Genomic DNA, 18,014 nt, shown 5'->3' with positions numbered 1-18,014 from the left:
CGTATCTCTCATAAATTGATCTAGGTTAATTTCTTTATCCTGCTAAGGCGTATGGTTAGCACATCTTACTTGCGTCCATCAGGAGACATTGATATGAAATCTGTAACTAAATTTGCTCTACTTTCTGCTGCAATCGTTAGCGCACCATCTGCTATGGCTCACGAAGCTGGTGACATGTTTGTTCGTGGCGGTCTAGTCAGTGTTATGCCAAGTGTAAGCGACAACACAGGTGCAGGTCTGGACTTGGACGTAGATGACAACCTACAAATCGGCCTAACTGCAACTTACATGTACACTGATAACATTGGTATTGAGCTTCTAGCTGCAACCCCATTTACTCATGACATTACAGCTGGAGGTACGAAAGTTGGTGAGACTTCCCATTTACCACCGTCACTAATGGGGCAATACTACTTCGGCCAAGCGGACAGCGCTGTTCGCCCATACGTAGGTGCAGGCCTGAACTACACAATATTCTTTGATGAAAAGCTTTCTGTGGATCTTGATAGTAATGGCCAGAATGACACACTAAGTCTTGATGATTCTTTTGGCTTAGCATTCCAAGCTGGTGTTGACTACAACATCACTGATAATCTATTCGTAAACGCTTCAGTTTGGTACATGGATATCAACACTGATGTGACTATCAATGGAAATGCTACGGGCGATCTAGATATCGACCCAGTGTCTGTTATGGCAAGCGTTGGCTACACTTTCTAAGTTTTCATTCACTGTTTTGCTTTTCTAAAGCCCTAATGGCATGTCATTAGGGCTTTTTTATGCTTTATAAAACATGTCAAGAAACATTAAAGTTACTACTATTTTGACAACTTCATGCACGTAAGCTGAAGCAACAGCACATCAAAAGAGAAGACGCAGCAGTTTGTATTTACTCCATTTTTAATTCAGTCAACACTGAAACCGTTCAAAAAAAATTGGTCACAAGGAGTAATACAATGAAAAAAGTAATGCCTATTCTAGCCAGTGCTCTTGCCCTTACATCTTTTGCATCAGCGGCTCAGGCTCAAGACTGGAACACGAATGAAAGTGGCTTATACGTTGGCGGTAATTATGGCTATCTTAAAGTAGATGGTGACGATGACTTCGACGACAACAATGACGTTTGGCAAGGTATAATTGGTTACCGCTTTAATCAGTACATGGCATTAGAAGGCGCTTACACTGACTTTGGCTCTTATGGTAGTGGTATAGCCAGTGCTGAAACAGATGGCTACAGTGCAGCAGTAAAAGGTATTTTGCCTTTAACTGACTCTATCGAGTTCTTCGCCAAAGCAGGTCAGGTCTGGTATGAAACAGATTATTCAGTTGCGGGCTTTAATGGTAGTTCAGATGATGAAGCTCTGTTTTTAGGTGCAGGTTTTAACTTTAAGCTGTCCGATCAGTTGCTACTTAATGCTCAGTATGCGTGGTACGATGCCAACCTTAACGCAGATGAAGCAGCAAGTAACATTCAAGATACAGACTTTGACACGAACTTCAACCAAGCAAGTGTTGGTGTAGAATACCGCTTCTAACTTATTGTTTACAGTATAAAAAGCCCGTTTTAACACGGGCTTTTTTATGTCCTGGAGTTATCGAGATGCTAAGTCAAAGCGTTTGACCTGACGATACAAATTGTAACCCGCTATTGATGCGATAAGAGCAAAACTTATCCAAACAAGCTCTCTCGGAATAGAATCCATTGATAAAAGTGCTCCAACGCCTACGTTTCCTGTAAAAGCAGCTACACCTCCCACACAGGAATACAGCCCATAGTAACTGCCTAGCTCCGATTTATGACAAAACTTAGGGACATATGATCCAAGTAGAGGTAAAACAAGCATTGAACCAAGGCTAAACATAATAGCGTAAGCGATAAAATTTGCCCCAGAAAATTGTGTCACTTGTACGAGGAAAAACAGCGAAGCGTTCCCCATCAAAAAGATTCCCAGACCCATAGCTTTAGCACTGCCCATGCCATTCGCTACCCAACGACTGATCGGCATTTGCAGCAAAATCCCCATAATAGATGATGTCATGAAGACCCAAGTAATTACATCCGTTCCCAAGCCTCGCTGCTCCACTTCACTGGGAAGCGATAAATACAATTGATGGAAAAATAAATGGAATGCACAAGCACAAGCAATGAACTTCATAAACTGGCGATTCAAGAACATAGAATGCCACTGTTGCCAAAATGAAGCCTCCTGTCCACCTCGCTTCTCTTGTTCCGCTAAATCAGGTAAAAAGCGCCATTGAATGACAAACAGAATGGTAAATAGCAATGCAGCTCCTAAGCCTACCCATTGGAAGCTTAAGCTAACCAGAGAAATCCCCACTAAAGGCCCTAAAAACATCCCTGCCTCACTGGTCCAGTTTTGCATAGCGAAAATTCGATCCCGGCGAACTTGGTCAGGTGCTTCGTAGGCCAAATATGCATTACTTGAGGGCGTAAACAAAGCACCAGCAAACCCCGTCAAAAAGGCCCCAAGTAACAATAGGGGCAAATTGGCAGCAAAACCTAATAATACAAATCCAGCCACTCGAACTAGGCATCCCATCAAGATTAAACGCCGGTAGCCTAAATAATCACCTAATGTCCCCCCCACTAGAAATAAGCCCTGTTGGCTTAATACTCGAAGACCAATTACTAAACCAACATGCCAAGGACTTAGCCCTAAGTTTCGCTGCAGATGATCGGCAAGATACGGCAGCAACATGTAAAATCCAAGATTGAAGGAAAAGCCATTAATCACTAAGACACGACCGGCCGCAGAGAGTTGGCGCCAGTCTGCTAAGAAATGATTTGTATTCATATAATTAAGAGTTGTCTTTATATAAATGAGCTTAGGATAAAATGCTAAGCCTTTATTTGAATAAGCAGCGCCGGTAGAAAACTACAGAGCTCGTTCTTTAGTAGACTGTTCTGAGGTGACAAGTGTGTCTTTCATTGACATAAATGCTCTCGCACCGCGTCGTTGGGTTCTTACAAAAGGAACACCTAAGCTATCGAGCTGAATGTCCGCTTTGACCCCGTACACGTCCTCGATTAAATCAGACGTCAAAACGTCCTTGGGAACACCTTGCGCGACTACTTTTCCACCTTTTAATACCAACAAGTTATCCGCGTATTGCGCCGCTAAGTTTAGGTCATGCAAGATCATCAGTGAAATCCAGCTTTTCTGCTTAGTTTGCTGATCAAGATGATCCAAAAGCACCTGCTGAAAGTGAAGATCTAACGCACTAACAGGCTCGTCCAGCATCAAAATTTCAGGTTTACGCATAAGTGCTTGTGCAAACAGGATCATCTGACACTGTCCACCACTCAAAGTTCTGACATCTCGATTAGCCAAATGCAATAGACCTATTTGATCCAAAGCCTGAAGTGCTTCTTCTAAAAGACTGTCTCCCAGTTTTAGCGATAATGCATTCAATTGGCCAAGTAGAACCACTTCTAACACACTGAGACCCACATCAAGATTAATGTCCTGAGGCATATACCCAAAACATTGACGCCATGGGTTAATCGTCGCCTTCGTTAAGGCCATCCCTTGGTATAACACTTCGCCAGATTGTGGTTGGATATCACCAAACAATGTTTTCAATAAGGAGCTTTTACCAGTGCCGTTCGGCCCAATAATGACATGTGTTTTGCCCGCTTCAAGCGTAAAATTCATATCATCCGCTAACACAAGGTCATCAAACGCTAGCGATAAATTGCGAACTTCCAACATGTTCAACGCCTCTTACCAATAATTAACCAAAAGAAAAACGGCACCCCAATGATGGCCGTTACAATCCCTATGGGAAACAACGCCCCCGGTACAATCACCTTCGATAATACAGAGGCACTGGATAATAGGAATGCCCCGACCAAAAACGATAGTGGCAAGAAGTAGCGTTGATCTTCTCCAACCAGTATTCGAGCAATATTTGGAGCCACAATGCCGATAAAGCCAATAATACCAACAAAACTGGTTGCAGTTGCGGTCATAACAGCGACAAGAATCAATGTTTTCAAACGTAACCGAGTGACATTGACGCCTAAGCTCTTAGCACGCTCTTCACCTAGCCTTAATGCTGTTAATTTCCATGAGTCTTTCATTAATATTGCTGTACAGCCCAAAGTAACAACTGCGGTAATGGCAACATTGCTCCATGACGCTTTCGTCAAACTGCCGAACAACCAAAATAGTATTTGCTGACTCAGTTCAGGAGATGAAACAAACTGCACTAAAGACAAAAGTGATTGAAAAAGAAATAATAACGCAATGCCAGACAAAATTAATTGACCCGATGTGATATGTCGCATCATCGCCAAACCAAACAGTAGGCTTGCTGACAACATACAACAGACAAATGCCCCGATGGGCACTGCAATTTCAGTACTCATACCCAATGAGCCTGCGTACAACATTAGTGCTGCGCCAAACCCTGCCGCAGCAGCCATGCCTAATGTATAGGGGCTTGCCATAGGATTGTTTAATAAGGTTTGCATTTCTGCACCGCCAACACCAAGAGACCCACCAACGACCACCGCCATTAAAGCAATCGGCAAGCGCAAATTAGTCACGATCACTTCGGTTGTTCTAGCCACATCAACAGGAAGACCTATCATATTCAGCAATGCATTAAAGACATCCTGAATACCTAATAAAGAAGGCCCAGTGGCGATATCGAAAACAAACGAGCACAGTAACAACAACAATAGACTCATTAGAACAAACCAACGACGCTTTTCAAAATGACGCTGTGTATTGACGGCTTCAGTAATTAAGGCGGAATTCAACATATATCTATTTTCTAAGCTACCCTAAACTGCTAAGTGAAAAAGGGTAGGAGTTAATGGATCAAAGTTAGCTAACGAAGTATAAACGATAATGGTTTGCGAAATCATTTAAAATTACAGTAAAATGCAACACTAATAGTTTTCGATATTGATTTTCATTCATAGAATATTTTACAGCTAACACTACAAAGGAAATGACTATGTTGCCAAAATTAGTGGCTCTCACCTCAATCGCCCTAGCATCCAGTCTCAGCATTGCGCAGGATATTACTATATCTGATGTATTAGACCGCCAAGTTACCTTTGATGCGCCCGCAAAACGTGTTGTAGTGGGCTTTTATCCAGAAGATTACATGGCGATTGGTACTGAGGCCGCCTATGACAATGTTGTCGGTATGTCTAAATATATTTGGCAAGCTCGTCCATCAAATTGGGAAATGTACGTTGATCACCGCCCATCTTTAGCTGACATTCCAGCCATTGGGCGCGTTGACACAAAAACCTTTTCTGTCGAAAAAGTTATTAGCTTGAATCCTGACCTTATTATGCTGGCGGATTGGCAATTTAAAGGTCTAGGCAGCGATGTCGAAAGGCTAGAAAGTGCAGGCATCCCTGTCATAGTAGTCGATTATAATGCTCAAACCGTCGACCGCCATATGAAAAGTACTAAGATTATTGGTGTTATTACAGGCCAAGAAGAACGAGCTCAAACAATTGCCAATGAATACAAACATAATCTAAATATGATTCAAGAGCGTCTTGAAGAAGCAAACCTACCTAAGCCAACTGTATACACTGAATACGGCGCAGCTGGCATCGATGAAGTCGGCTACACCTTTGGTAAGAATATGTGGGGCGCTATTTCGACCATGGCTGGTGGTAATAATATTTCAGCGCCCTACGTCGAATGGTGGGGCAAGCTTAATCCTGAACAAATCATTGCAGCCGACCCTGATGTCATTGTGATGACTGGCTACGAATCTGGTAATGGTGATACCTCAATGGTCATGGGACAAGGCGTTGACGAAGCAACGGCAAAACAACGCTTAGAAGGCTTTAAACAACGTACCGGATGGTCTACTCTGACTGCCGTTAAAAACAATCGTATGTATGGAGCATACCACGGTGCATGTCGAACTATCCTTGATGGTGCCATGATTCAGTTTTATGCAAAAGCCATGTATCCAGTATTGTTTAGCGATCTGGACCCTGATGCGGCCTACCAAGACTTTTATAAAAAGTATTTACCTGTTACTCCTAAAGGTACTTTTGTAACAGAGCTATAACGATTTAATCACAAGCAGGGCAACGACCCTGCTTGTTTTCATTTACTGAATTTGATTCTTTATAAGATCTAACCGTTCTGGATTCACCACTACTTTGTCTTTAATCGCATTATAGGCCTGATCAAACTTTGCCTGGTTACCAGCCTTTCCTACTTGTATAACCCCCACCATGCCCATCATCAAATGAGGCGGACAGAAATACAATGATAGTCCTTCATGGGTCAGTTCTACAGAGTAGGTTTGATTAAACTTCGAGGTCCAACCCGCTTGCCCTGCTGGTGTTAATTGAGACTTAGTGTGATGTCCTGGCTGAGTTGGCACAAAAGTAACCGTATCACCTACTTCAGCATGAATGTAATCAGGCTCAAACACCATCGGCCCTTTATCGCCGTAACTTAACATCTCAACTTGCCAATCTTTCGCTATTACAGTGCTACTTAGCAGTACACCTACCCCTAGTGCTAACGCTTTAGATACCATCATTCACAAATACTCACTTTTACAATAAGAATACGACCAGAGACGCTTATTTTGGTTCGCAGAGTTATTCTTAATTTACACATATGCCATAAAAAAAATGTTCGTCACTTAATAAAAACGTCATTTAAAGTGCACGCAACTGAAAACTACTCACCGTATCTTTAAAGGAATCTATTTAAACAACTAACGGAGTTACCTATGTTACGTGCTTGTTTTCGACGCACTTTAATTGCAACGTGCTTAACCACTGCTGCTTTATCAGCTTCTGCCGAGTCATTTAACCGAGTAGCAAGCTTCCCTGTCGCGCAGAACCTAGGCAAAGAGTCGATTAACACTATTACCTCAGCTGAAATCATCACCGCTTCTGAAGATGGTAACACTTTGATTTATTCTGACAGTCCACGTGGCGGTATCGGTTTAGTAGACATTAAAGACATTCATAACCCTAAAGCGAAAGGTTTTATTGACCTAAAAGGCGAACCAACTTCTGTTGCCGGAGTAGGCCAATGGGTTATAGCGGGCGTCAACACATCAGCAAGCTACACAGAGCCAAGTGGTTACCTTGCGATCGTTGATCAAGCGACACAAAAAGTTGTTCAGCGTTGCGACCTTGGCGGCCAACCGGACTCTGTTGCGGTGTCTAAAGATGGGCGTTACATTGCCGTTGCTATCGAAAATGAACGTGATGAAGATCTAAATGATGGTGCGATGCCTCAAATGCCAGCAGGCTTTGTCAGCATCATCGAATTCGACAGCAAAACTGGACAATGTAAAGCTACGCACAAAATTTCGGTGGAAGGTTTAGCTAAGATTGCTCCAACGGATCCAGAGCCAGAATTTGTTGCTTTTAATGATAAAAACGAAGTGGTTGTGACCCTACAAGAAAACAACCATCTCATTATTATTGACGCGAAAAATGCTAAGGTTATCAATCACTTTTCTGCGGGTAGTGTTGATTTAACTAAGATTGATGTTAAACGTGATGGTGCCTTAACATTTACCGAGTCTCTAAATAATGTAAACCGTGAACCAGACGCGGTTAAATGGTTAGATGATGAGCGCTTTGTAATTGCCAACGAAGGTGACTACAAAGGTGGTGCACGCGGTTTCACTATTTTCAGTAAAGCAGGCGATATATTGTTTGAAAGCGGTGCTAGCTTTGAACACGAAGTCGTACGTGTAGGCCATTACCCTGAAAAACGATCTGGTAAAAAAGGCGCGGAACCTGAAGGTTTGGAAGTTGCGACTTTTAATGGTGAAACGTACATTTTTGTAATGTCTGAGCGGGGCTCAGTGATCGGCGTCTACCGCGATACAGGAAAAGCACCTGAACTTGTACAAATGTTGCCATCAGGCATCGCACCAGAATCCGCTATTGCGATTCCGAGCCGCAACATCATTGCAACAGCAAACGAAGAAGACCTTTTTGAAGACAAAGGGCCACGCTCTCATGTCATGCTATATGAATTAAACGATAAGGCGCCTACTTATCCTCAAATCCATTCAACATTTGATGATCACGGCGCACCTATTGGTTGGGGGGCATTGTCTGGCTTAGCGGCCGATCTAAACAAAGCCGGCACTTTGTATGCTGTAAACGATAGCTTCTACTCTGCTCAACCTGCTATCTTCACGATTGATGCAACTCAATCTCCTGCGAAAATCACTCACAAGATGACGGTTACTAAAGACGGTAAAGCCGCTGAAAAGCTCGATCTTGAAGGCATCGCAGTCGATCCTGAAGGGGGTTATTGGTTAGCGTCTGAGGGCAATGCAAAGAAAGAAGTTCCTCACGCTATTTACCATGTCACAACAAAAGGCAGCATCGATCAAACAATTACTTTCCCTGAAGCACTACTAGAACAGCAAGAACGTTTTGGCGCAGAAGGCATTACGTTGGTTGATAACACTCTGTGGATTGCCATTCAGCGACCATGGAAAGACGACTCGAAAGAGCAAACTAAGCTGTTAGCTTATGACCTTGATAATCAAACATGGGAAGCTGCGCACTACCCTCTTGAAAAAGCGGAAAGTGGCTGGATGGGATTGTCTGAGATCACAGCCCATAATGGTAACTTGTACATTCTAGAGCGTGACAATCAACTTGCTGAAGCGGCTAAGGTAAAACGCTTATACAAAGTCGAATTAAGCGCTGTCAAAACTGGCAAACTGGGTGCAACATTACCTGAAGTACATAAAGAGCTTGTATACGATTTCCTACCAGAGCTTCAAGCTGGCAAAGGCATCGTTGTTGATAAAATCGAAGGCTTTACCATTGATGCCAACAACATCGGCTATGCCATTACTGATAACGATGGCGTTGATGACAGCACCGGAGAAACGTTCTTCTTTAAAGTAGGCGAATTTAAGTAACATTTCACCAAGCTAGATAACGGTACTTATTGTTACCGTTATCTAGCTCACGCTCTCAGCAACAGCTCTAATTGCTCAAAAGCTTGAGACCATTGAGCTTCATCTTCGTACAGCTTTTGCATTTTATATGCTTGTTCATTGGTCCACTCCGGAGCTTCCCATAGCGCTTTGTTACTCGGAACTGGCGCAACATCAACAACTAACCTTTCTATACCATCTTGAGAATCATCTAGCTTTAACTGTTGAAACAACTCATTTAACGAATGTGTTTGATATTCCATATAAACCTCTACAAGTATTAACTTAAGTACGAATAGAAAATAGATTAGATGATAAAAAAATACCTTGCCAACCTATGGATTGCATATACCTAGTTTTTACACTTAATAGACTTAAAAGCCCTCGAAGTTGAAACAATTCAACTGCGAGGGATTACTTTTAAAATGGATTTACTCAGTTTATTAAATTTTAAACCGTGAGATCACATCTTCAAGGTGATGAGCCTGTCCAGAAATTTCAACACTGGACTTAGAGTTCAATCTTACTGCTTCGCTGGTATCCATAGAGATTTCACGAATAACCGTCACATTTTGATTGATTTCATTTGCTGCAATCGACTGTTGTCCAATCGCAGAAGCCACAGAGTGAGCCATATCAGCAATCTCATTTATCTCATCGGTAATACGCACCAATACATCACCAATAACAGACGCTTCTTCACTACTACGTAGACCATCTGCACTACATTCTTTCATGATGGTGACAATCCCTTGAGTGCGATTTTGTAATGATGAAATAATATCTGAAATTTCAACGGTTGCATCGTGTGTCCGACTGGCAAGAGCACGAACTTCATCCGCTACCACTGCAAAACCGCGACCTTGCTCTCCTGCTCGAGCTGCTTCAATCGCTGCATTCAATGCCAGTAGATTCGTTTGTTCAGCAATTTCTTGGATTACATTAAGCACAGTACCGATATTTTGACTTTCTTGGGCAAGTGCTTCTGCTGTCTCCATTGAGTTATCTAAGCGAGAGGATAAATCATGTACTAAAGAAACCGCCTTGCTAACACGAGCTTGGCCATCACTCACACCTTTTTGAGTAGAATTCGTCTTTTCTGCTACATGCTCCATGTTTCTAGAAATATCTTCGATGGTTCCCACCATTTCTGAAACAGACGCTGCCACCATATCTGTTTCATCGCGCTGACGCTCCGCGTCTGTCGCAGTTCGCTCAGCGGTCTCTGATAACATTTTTGTTTGTTGGTTCATATTGATAACCGTATCATTGACCGAGCCTACAACCGACTGAAAACCTGCCAACATTTGGTTCATACTTCGTGCGACATCGCCAATCTCATCCCTAGCATCGTACGAAACGCGCAGATTCAGGTCACGTGTTTCATCGACTTTAAGCATGGCGTTACGAATTAATGCAAGAGGATGATTAATCGAACAACTAATTCGCCACGCTATTACAATGACCGCAAGCATAACTAGGGCGATGACTGCAGACAAAGCCACTTTGATATTACTAAACAACAAATCGGTTTGATTAGTCATGCTTTGTCCCATCAACTGGAGTTTACTTTCCGTCTGATGAATTGTATTACGCATCTTTCCAAGTATTCCTTGATCACTACTTAGACCTATACGTTGCTGTTGCTCGACATAATTGGTGAAGTTTTTTTGATAGGTACTGGACAGTTTTATCAAAGTATTTTTAGTTTGATCATCAATTTGAGCAGTCTGGATTTGGTTATTTAAGATACTGATTTTCGATGCAAAGCGTTTAGGATATTTCATATCAAGACGTAGCATGAAATCTTTCTCATAGCGGCGCAGCTGAAGCATAGTCACAAGCATTTCAGCTTTATCTAACTCGTTGAGCGAGGTTTCAATTTCATGGACCGCACTTCTGAGGTTTCCATTAAGGCCATCTTCTGGAGTCAAGCCCATGGCCTGCTTCGCCGCTACAAGCTCTTTGAAATTATCGCCATACTGACCGAATAAGTTGGCTAACTCAGTAAAGTCAGTCGAGTTAATATCTAAGTCGACAAACATACGATCCAGCTTTTGTTGCTGACCCATGGTCAGCTGTAATGTTTCGTTGAAACGCTCAACGTACTTAACGTCACCTCTCGCTAAAAAGTCTTTTTCATGTCGACGTAACAGCAGCATGTTCAATTCTTGCTTTTGCGCCAGCTCTTTACCAACAATCAAATCTTTTAAACTGTTCTCGGCGACCAGAAATGAAGTAGCTAATACCAACATGGCCAAGACGACCACCGCAGTATTGAGGGTAAGTTTGTGCTTAATTTTCATAGCTCACCTGACTTTGTAAAACGGAATCCCTCCTTTCTAACAAGTCCATTTTGTATCAGATTAACATATTCAAAAAATTTAAAATAAAGTGTACTCGTTAAGAAATGTGTGTCTTTTTTCTATTCCGCAACGATATATAACGAGAAGCAACGTTACAATTCTTTAGATCTAGAAATATCGGCCCACATTAGTGTCGATTTATATAAACCTAGTATTAAATTAATACTTATTGCAAAAACTATTCAGCAGAAGCCTCACTGTATCAACTTTTTGAATGGTTCCAGTCACTACAATATAACCTTCTTTAAAGATTGTTTTTTAAGTGATTACTATGATGCGAACAAAGCTACTTTTTGCGACCTGCCTAGCTTCAATAAGCACTAGTGTATGCGCCAGTGATAACCTTGTTAGCCTTACAGTCGATAACGATTTATTTCTCCAACAAGATGAAGGCTATACCAACGGCTTGTATTTAGCACTCTACGAACGTGGAGGTATTCCGCAGCTGGAAGAGTTAGGAAGCTCACCCAAGCACAGTTTTTTAGTCAGTCCTTTGATGTGGTCTATGCCTTCGTCGAATAACCAAGGGGCTGTTAACGCACTTAACATTGGCCAAACATTATTTACGCCCAAGGATTTATCACTAAAACAACCGAACCCAAACGATATTCCCTACTCCGCGATGATAGCCATCACCAGCTCATACATCACGTTAGCAAAGAAACATGCTGACATGACTAGCACTAGCATTGGAGTAGTGGGCCCTGCCGCTCTAGGCGAACCATCTCAAAAACTCATGCATAAAATATTAGGTTCTGAAGAACCCCAAGGATGGGACGCGCAGCTCAAAAATGAACTGGTATTTCAATTTGGTCGCGGCCGAGTCTGGCGCACGTGGGCCGCTGAATTAGACAACTACGATGTATTGACCACAGCTAAAGCACACCTAGGAACAATTCAAAGCTCTGTTAATAGTAGCGTAATCATGCGCTATGGACGCGACCTAAAAAATTCGTTTGGCAATGTTTTACTAATGGACTCGCGTACCACTAATCCAATTGCTGTTAATGGCGAATGGTATGTTTATGCAGGACTTGAAGCGGAGTATATATTCAATCAAGTTTTCACTGATGGCAACACATTTCGAGACAGTGCTTCTATAGATTATGATAGGGAGTTTTTAGGCCTTAACTTTGGCATAACCTACTCTTGGGGGCAAAGTGCAATCACGTTTGCAGTAAATCACTCTGATATTTTTCAAACACAATCAGATCAATACCGAAATGAAACACGCTACGGTACGATAACATTTGCTTCGAAAATCTGAAGAACAGCCTTTTTACTCTTCAACAAACCAATCTTTGGGGATACTGTCGAGAGAGGCTTTCAATGCTTCAAAACACGTTCGGTCAATTGCAGTATCTAGGTTCTCTTCCATGATCGATAAGACTTTTGATACAGGCATAGCACCGCGATAAGGTCGTTCTGCTGAAATCGCATCGAATATATCAGCAGTCGTAATAATACGCGTAATTAATGGGATTTCTTCCGCAGATATGCCTCGCGGATAGCCTGTACCATCCAGCTTTTCATGATGGGAAGCCGCCATTTTGGCTAACGATTTCAGTGGCGTAATTTTTTCTAAAATGATCTCGGTATTAGCCGCATGTTGCTGTACTGAAAGCCACTCATCAGCGTCTAACTTATCCGGTTTATCGAGGATCTGATTACTGACCCCGAGCTTACCTATATCATGTAACAAAGCCGCACGCTTAACCCAAGTACACTCTAATTGACTGAGTTCCAGCTGCTCTGCAATCAATGCTGAGTAGACTCCGACACGCTGACTATGACCAGACGTATACGGACTTTTTGCATCCACAATTTTACCGAAGGCACTGACAATACAGTCAAAATATTCTTCGTCGAGTAACACATGTGTTTGCGCTGGCCCCAAAGCCATAACCTGCTCACGAATGCAATCAGCATGCAAACCGTCAACAAAGCTATGGTCTTTAATCAGTTCTTCCATTTCTCCCACTAAGTGAGGATCAAACCATGAACCACTTCGTTGACGCACTTCAATCATTGCTGCGGGTATATCATGCTCTACTTGAAATACATCCACTACTTGGGCGATTAGAGCGATTCTAGAATAAAGCGGGATCTGATCCGCTTTCAATTGCTCTGGGCGCCCCTCACCATCCCAATGTTCATCAAGACTTGCAATACCTAATGCAACAGGCTCAGAAAAGCGCAACTCACGCGCTACATCTGCACCTCGTGAACAGCGGGTTTTAATTAATTCTTGAGCGTAGTCAGCGCCATTTTTCAGAATATCGATCGTGGTAGAAATACGAGATAACCAACTTTCCCCTTTACCAGCATTACGCACAACAAAGTTAATAACACTTGATAAACTCGTTCCGACCGTTTTGAAATCCTTTTTAAACTCTCGGTCATCGGTTAAATAAAGCTCACAGATACGTGCGGCGTTACTACTACATCCTGCGTCTTTAAGAAGTAAGGTAAAAAATAAATCATGAAGATCTTGCTCAGCTAGCCCTAAGCGTTTACCTAGATGCATACCGATCCAGCAGCAACGAATACAATGTTCTGGTGGCTGACCTTCGGTCATATCTAAGGCCGTAGTGAGCGACAAGACAAGCTCAGATAGTGGGATTTGCGCGCTTAGTTTGGATAGCTCCATAAGGATGTCCCCTTGCTCAAGCAAAAAACCGACAATTAAACGTAGCAGGTATCTAAAACACTGAAAAAGGGCTATGTACGGATAGCCCTTTGACTTCTAATTATGGCACAACTTACAGTTCACGAGATGAAAGAAACTCATCATAGTTGCCTTGGAAGTGTTCAACTTTACCATCCTTAATATGGAGAATTTCAGTCGCTAGAGATGAAACGAACTCACGGTCATGACTCACGAAGATCAATGTACCAGGGTACATTTCCAACGCCATGTTCAATGACTCAATAGATTCCATATCCAAATGGTTAGTTGGCTCATCCATGACCAATACATTGGTTTCTTGCATGATCAACTTGCCAAAGATAAGGCGGTTTTTCTCACCACCTGAACATACTTTCGCTTTCTTTTTAAAGTCATCTGCAGAAAACAACATACGACCAAGCGTAGCACGCACGGCTTGATCATCGTCACCAGGCTTACGCCACTGAACCATCCAATCAAACAATGTTAGGTCATTATCAAATAGATCCGTACTGTCTTGTGGACAGTAGCCTAACGAGGCATTCTCTGACCACTTTACCACACCTTCTTTCGCTTCCAGCTCAGACATCAAGCAACGTAGCAAAGTCGTTTTACCAACACCGTTTTCACCTAATACCGCAAGACGAGCACCGGCTTCAAGTAACACGTTAGCACCACTAAACAGCTTTTCACCTTCAAATCCATGGCCTAAATTCTCTAGAATCAAAGCTTGACGATGTAGCTTTTTCGTTTGGGTAAATCGAATAAATGGGTTTTGGCGGCTAGACGGCTTAATGTCAGCTAGCTCAATTTTTTCAAGCTGTTTCGCACGTGAGGTAGCTTGTTTCGCTTTCGACGCATTGGCAGAGAAACGTGCTACGAATTGCTTCAAATCCGCAATTTGTGCTGACTTCTTAGCATTCGCGGCCATCATGGTTTCGCGTGCTTGAGTCGACGCCAACATGAAGTCATCGTAATTACCTGGGTAAACACGCAGTTCACCGTAATCTATGTCTGCCATGTGAGTACAAACAGAGTTTAAGAAGTGACGGTCGTGGGAAATGATGATCATGGTTGAATCATAGCGATTCAGCAGCTCTTCCAACCAACGAATCGAATCAATGTCCAAGTTGTTGGTCGGTTCGTCCAACAACAGAATGTCAGGGTTTGAAAATAGCGCTTGAGCTAGCAATACACGCAATTTAAGGCCTGGAGGTACTTCACTCATCGGGCCATAATGATACGATTCAGCAATACCCGCGCCTAATAAGATTTCGCCCGCTTTACTGTCGGCACTGTAGCCGTCCATTTCAGCAAATTCACCTTCTAAGTCGGCTACTTTTAAGCCGTCTTCTTCACTCATTTCTGGCAAGCTGTAAATGCGATCACGCTCTTTTTTAACTTCCCACAGCTCTTTATAACCCATGATTACCGCATCGATTACGCTGTATTCTTCAAAGGCAAACTGATCTTGGTTTAGTTTACCTACACGCTGGTTCGGGGTGACGGATACGTTACCCGCTGTTGGCGTCAAACTACCATCAAGAATCTTCATCAGTGTCGACTTACCACAGCCATTTGCACCAATTAGACCATAGCGATTGCCATCGCCGAATTTAACAGAAATGTTTTCGAATAGAGGTTTGCTACCAAACTGCATGGTAACGTTAGAAGCTACTATCATGGGGAATCCAGAAATTGAGGAGGCACTGTTTTGAGCGCTCGATGAAACGATGGGCGTACTATAAAGGCTGTATGTGAAATGTCCATGGCATTGATGAAAAAGTCATCATTTTTGATGTGTTTATTGTGCTAAAAATGCCTCTGAATTCCTGAATAGTATGGTCACTCTCATAAATAGCATCCTCTCTCTTTGAAGGGGCGCAAAGAAAGAGGGCTATGACCAAACTATTTTAGTGCCTTATTGACTTTGAGCAACAACGTTTCGATCTCTTTATGACGACCTTCATCGGCCAAAGGTCGGTCTGGTCGTGGCGCAGCACTTTGCGCCATCTCTAAATATTTTTTCGCTTCTTCATATTTTTCATCATCGTATAAAAATTCAGCAAAGAAGTAATTACTGTCTATTCCATTAGGGCTTTGTTTCAGAGATTGTTGCAGTAACTTTTTCGCTTTTTTATCGCTGCCGAAGCCAATCGGCCAACCTGGTACTTTATGATACAACACACCTAAGCTGGTAAATGCCGACCCCTGAAGCACTGTTGCGTCTTGCTCAATCGCATCTTCAAAACTCTTTTTCGCTTCTTTTGCTAACGATAACGCACCTAATCCGCCCTTCGCACCCGCGGTGCTAGACTGAATGATGCCCAACCAGACACGGTATTCTGCTTTTTCAGGATGCGCAGTCAACTTCTGTTGCGCTTGCTCAATCAACTGCGCAAACGCAGCCTCTTTCTCATCGTCTGGTACTAAATAGTTAATCTGCGCCCATGTTCTCTGCAGTGTCTGAAGCCCTTTATCTGTCTCTTCAGCCCAACTATTTGACGCCATAGCGAGGGTGATAAGAGCAATACTTAGAATAGATTTCATAGCAATTTCTCCTTCAAGGTGGGTGCAATAAAGCGCTTAATGATGGGGAGCTTTTTAATAAGTGCTTTATCAACTAATGATGGGAATGCGCCATTTAGTTTGACGAATAGGCGCTCAGGGAAGCCTATAAAAGCACGTGTCTTATGCTGCTCTAGCATTAACATAAATTGTTTAGCAACCATTTCAGGCGTATCTACTTGATTGCCGAGCGCTTTGTTCATAGCAAATGACGCATCACTGTTAATCTGTGTATCCGTGGCTCTTGGCGCTAGATAAGAAACCTTTATATTGGTATCAGCAAGCTCACGTAACAAGGACTCGGTAAAGCCTCGCAAACCGAACTTGCTGGCACAGTAAGCCGTTTGCCCAGCAAAGCCGATGCTGCCAAAAGTTGAACCAATATTAATAATATGAGTGGTTCGACGCTGCTGCAGTTGAGGTAGCAACGCTTGCGTTAATAGCATTGGAACCATCAGATTCGTCTGAAGAACAGACTCCAAGATTTCGGTACTGGTATCTTCTAATGTGGATAAATGGCTTATACCAGCATTGTTCACCAGCATACTCACGCCACCCTGTTTAGTCAGTTTGCTTACTAATGATTCGCGCTCCTGAGCGTTCGACAAATCGGCGCAGCATACTTGGTGCTCTCCAGGTAGTTGCTCCTTTAAGGCATGCAGCCGTGCGCTATTTCGTCCCACCAATACTAAGCTTACACCTTTTTGCGCTAACGCCTTGGCAATCGCCTGACCAATACCACCAGAGGCTCCGGTCAGTAGACAACTCTGATTACTCCACTCCATAACGACCCCTCTTATGCCGCTTGAACCGTAGCTTTAGAGTCTAAGCTACGAAAGATATTGGCATACAATGTAAAAAACATTTTGGCGCAATGAATGATGAGATCTTGCTCTTTAGGATCATTGATTTTGTTCATTAAATTCTCAAAAAACACAATATGCTCTTGATCTAATGCGCCATGAGAACGTAAGTAGCTGAAGGCCTCACTTTTAAGCGCTAATTTATCTTGAATGTGTTGAGCGGCATTATCCGCTAAGGCAGTACTGGTACCCTCTAAAACAAACACCATGCCAAAAAAACCCAGTGGATTGACACGGTTTACCATGTCATAGGCATAGGACACCATTAACTCAGTGGCTGCAGCAGGCTGGCTTGTACGAACCGCTTCTTTGTCCAAGCCACATGCTGCGATATCATTCAGTATCCACTCTTGGTGTCCCATTTCCTCATCAATATACTCCCCTACCGCTTCCCGCAACCATTCTTTTTCTTCTGGAAGACGGGCCCCAACAGCCATCAATAAAGGAACGGTATGCTTAACGTGGTGATAAGCTTGGGACAGAAACGCAACGTATTCATCGAGACATACTTCGCCATGGAAACAACGCTGAATAATCGGAGATGTCACCAAATAATGACGTTCCACTTGTGTCTCGTTTTGTAGTCGTTGGTACAAAGACATG

Annotated in this window: 16 protein-coding genes; 5 read left to right on the top strand and 11 right to left on the bottom strand. The window is 42.8% G+C overall.

Annotated features, from left to right (window positions below):
* Positions 1–93 precede the first annotated feature (93 nt).
* Both AYW75_RS05410 and AYW75_RS05405 read left to right on the top strand, forming a co-directional pair.
* On the top strand, positions 94–720 hold the full coding sequence (locus tag AYW75_RS05410) for an OmpW/AlkL family protein (RefSeq protein WP_067096561.1): 627 nt from the start codon (positions 94–96) through the stop codon (positions 718–720).
* 236 nt (positions 721–956) lie between these two features.
* Positions 957–1,535 (top strand): porin family protein, encoded by a 579-nt coding sequence (locus AYW75_RS05405; protein ID WP_067096558.1) that lies wholly within the window; start codon positions 957–959, stop codon positions 1,533–1,535.
* 57 nt (positions 1,536–1,592) lie between these two features.
* On the opposite strand, the gene AYW75_RS05400 is transcribed toward AYW75_RS05405, so the two are convergent.
* The 3 genes from AYW75_RS05400 to AYW75_RS05390 form a co-directional block, all read right to left on the bottom strand.
* Positions 1,593–2,816 (bottom strand): MFS transporter, encoded by a 1,224-nt coding sequence (locus AYW75_RS05400; protein ID WP_067096555.1) that lies wholly within the window; start codon positions 2,814–2,816, stop codon positions 1,593–1,595.
* An 81-nt stretch (positions 2,817–2,897) separates the two neighbouring features.
* Positions 2,898–3,734 carry an ABC transporter ATP-binding protein gene (locus AYW75_RS05395; RefSeq protein WP_082856406.1) on the bottom strand — a complete coding sequence of 279 codons (837 nt, stop codon included), beginning with the start codon at positions 3,732–3,734 and terminating at the stop codon, positions 2,898–2,900.
* Positions 3,735–3,736: 2 nt separating this feature from the next.
* Positions 3,737–4,792, bottom strand: a complete 1,056-nt coding sequence (locus AYW75_RS05390; protein WP_067096552.1) for a FecCD family ABC transporter permease — start codon at positions 4,790–4,792, stop codon at positions 3,737–3,739.
* Positions 4,793–4,989: 197 nt separating this feature from the next.
* Here AYW75_RS05390 and AYW75_RS05385 point away from each other — a divergent pair, with 197 nt between their 5' ends.
* The gene (locus tag AYW75_RS05385) at positions 4,990–6,075 is read left to right on the top strand and encodes an ABC transporter substrate-binding protein (RefSeq protein WP_067096549.1); all 1,086 of its coding nucleotides are present in this window, start codon (positions 4,990–4,992) and stop codon (positions 6,073–6,075) included.
* Between the two features lie 42 nt (positions 6,076–6,117).
* On the opposite strand, the gene AYW75_RS05380 is transcribed toward AYW75_RS05385, so the two are convergent.
* Positions 6,118–6,558, bottom strand: coding sequence for a plastocyanin/azurin family copper-binding protein (locus tag AYW75_RS05380; RefSeq protein ID WP_082856405.1), 441 nt, complete (start codon positions 6,556–6,558; stop codon positions 6,118–6,120).
* Positions 6,559–6,753: 195 nt separating this feature from the next.
* Here AYW75_RS05380 and AYW75_RS05375 point away from each other — a divergent pair, with 195 nt between their 5' ends.
* Entirely contained in the window at positions 6,754–8,928 is a 2,175-nt protein-coding gene (locus AYW75_RS05375; protein ID WP_067096546.1) for an esterase-like activity of phytase family protein, read from the top strand.
* Between the two features lie 47 nt (positions 8,929–8,975).
* Here the strand turns inward: AYW75_RS05375 and AYW75_RS05370 are convergent, their stop codons facing one another.
* A complete protein-coding gene (locus AYW75_RS05370; protein ID WP_067096543.1) occupies positions 8,976–9,209 on the bottom strand; it encodes a DUF2789 family protein in 234 nt (77 codons plus the stop codon).
* A 180-nt stretch (positions 9,210–9,389) separates the two neighbouring features.
* On the bottom strand, positions 9,390–11,252 hold the full coding sequence (locus tag AYW75_RS05365; protein ID WP_067096540.1) for a methyl-accepting chemotaxis protein: 1,863 nt from the start codon (positions 11,250–11,252) through the stop codon (positions 9,390–9,392).
* A gap of 331 nt (positions 11,253–11,583) precedes the next feature.
* Between AYW75_RS05365 and AYW75_RS05360 the strand changes: the two genes are divergently transcribed.
* Positions 11,584–12,579: a lipid A deacylase LpxR family protein gene (locus tag AYW75_RS05360; RefSeq protein ID WP_082856404.1), complete on the top strand. Its 996-nt coding sequence runs from the start codon at positions 11,584–11,586 to the stop codon at positions 12,577–12,579.
* Positions 12,580–12,591: 12 nt separating this feature from the next.
* Here the strand turns inward: AYW75_RS05360 and AYW75_RS05355 are convergent, their stop codons facing one another.
* The 5 genes from AYW75_RS05355 to AYW75_RS05335 form a co-directional block, all read right to left on the bottom strand.
* Complete coding sequence (locus AYW75_RS05355) at positions 12,592–13,962, bottom strand: HD-GYP domain-containing protein (protein ID WP_067096538.1); 1,371 nt, start codon at positions 13,960–13,962, stop codon at positions 12,592–12,594.
* 112 nt (positions 13,963–14,074) lie between these two features.
* Positions 14,075–15,664 carry an ABC-F family ATPase gene (locus AYW75_RS05350; RefSeq protein WP_067096535.1) on the bottom strand — a complete coding sequence of 530 codons (1,590 nt, stop codon included), beginning with the start codon at positions 15,662–15,664 and terminating at the stop codon, positions 14,075–14,077.
* Between the two features lie 224 nt (positions 15,665–15,888).
* A complete protein-coding gene (locus AYW75_RS05345) occupies positions 15,889–16,530 on the bottom strand; it encodes a tetratricopeptide repeat protein (protein WP_067096532.1) in 642 nt (213 codons plus the stop codon).
* Complete coding sequence (locus AYW75_RS05340) at positions 16,527–17,333, bottom strand: SDR family oxidoreductase (protein WP_067096528.1); 807 nt, start codon at positions 17,331–17,333, stop codon at positions 16,527–16,529. Before AYW75_RS05340 ends, AYW75_RS05345 begins: the two co-directional genes overlap by 4 nt.
* 11 nt (positions 17,334–17,344) lie before the next feature.
* Positions 17,345–18,013: a TenA family transcriptional regulator gene (locus tag AYW75_RS05335; protein ID WP_067096524.1), complete on the bottom strand. Its 669-nt coding sequence runs from the start codon at positions 18,011–18,013 to the stop codon at positions 17,345–17,347.
* Between the last annotated feature and the right edge of the window lies 1 nt (position 18,014).

Source organism: Marinomonas atlantica, from assembly GCF_001639725.1.
GTDB lineage: Bacteria > Pseudomonadota > Gammaproteobacteria > Pseudomonadales > Marinomonadaceae > Marinomonas > Marinomonas atlantica.
Note: the sequence above shows the minus strand (reverse complement) of the source record. Positions and strands in the feature narration are given on the sequence as shown.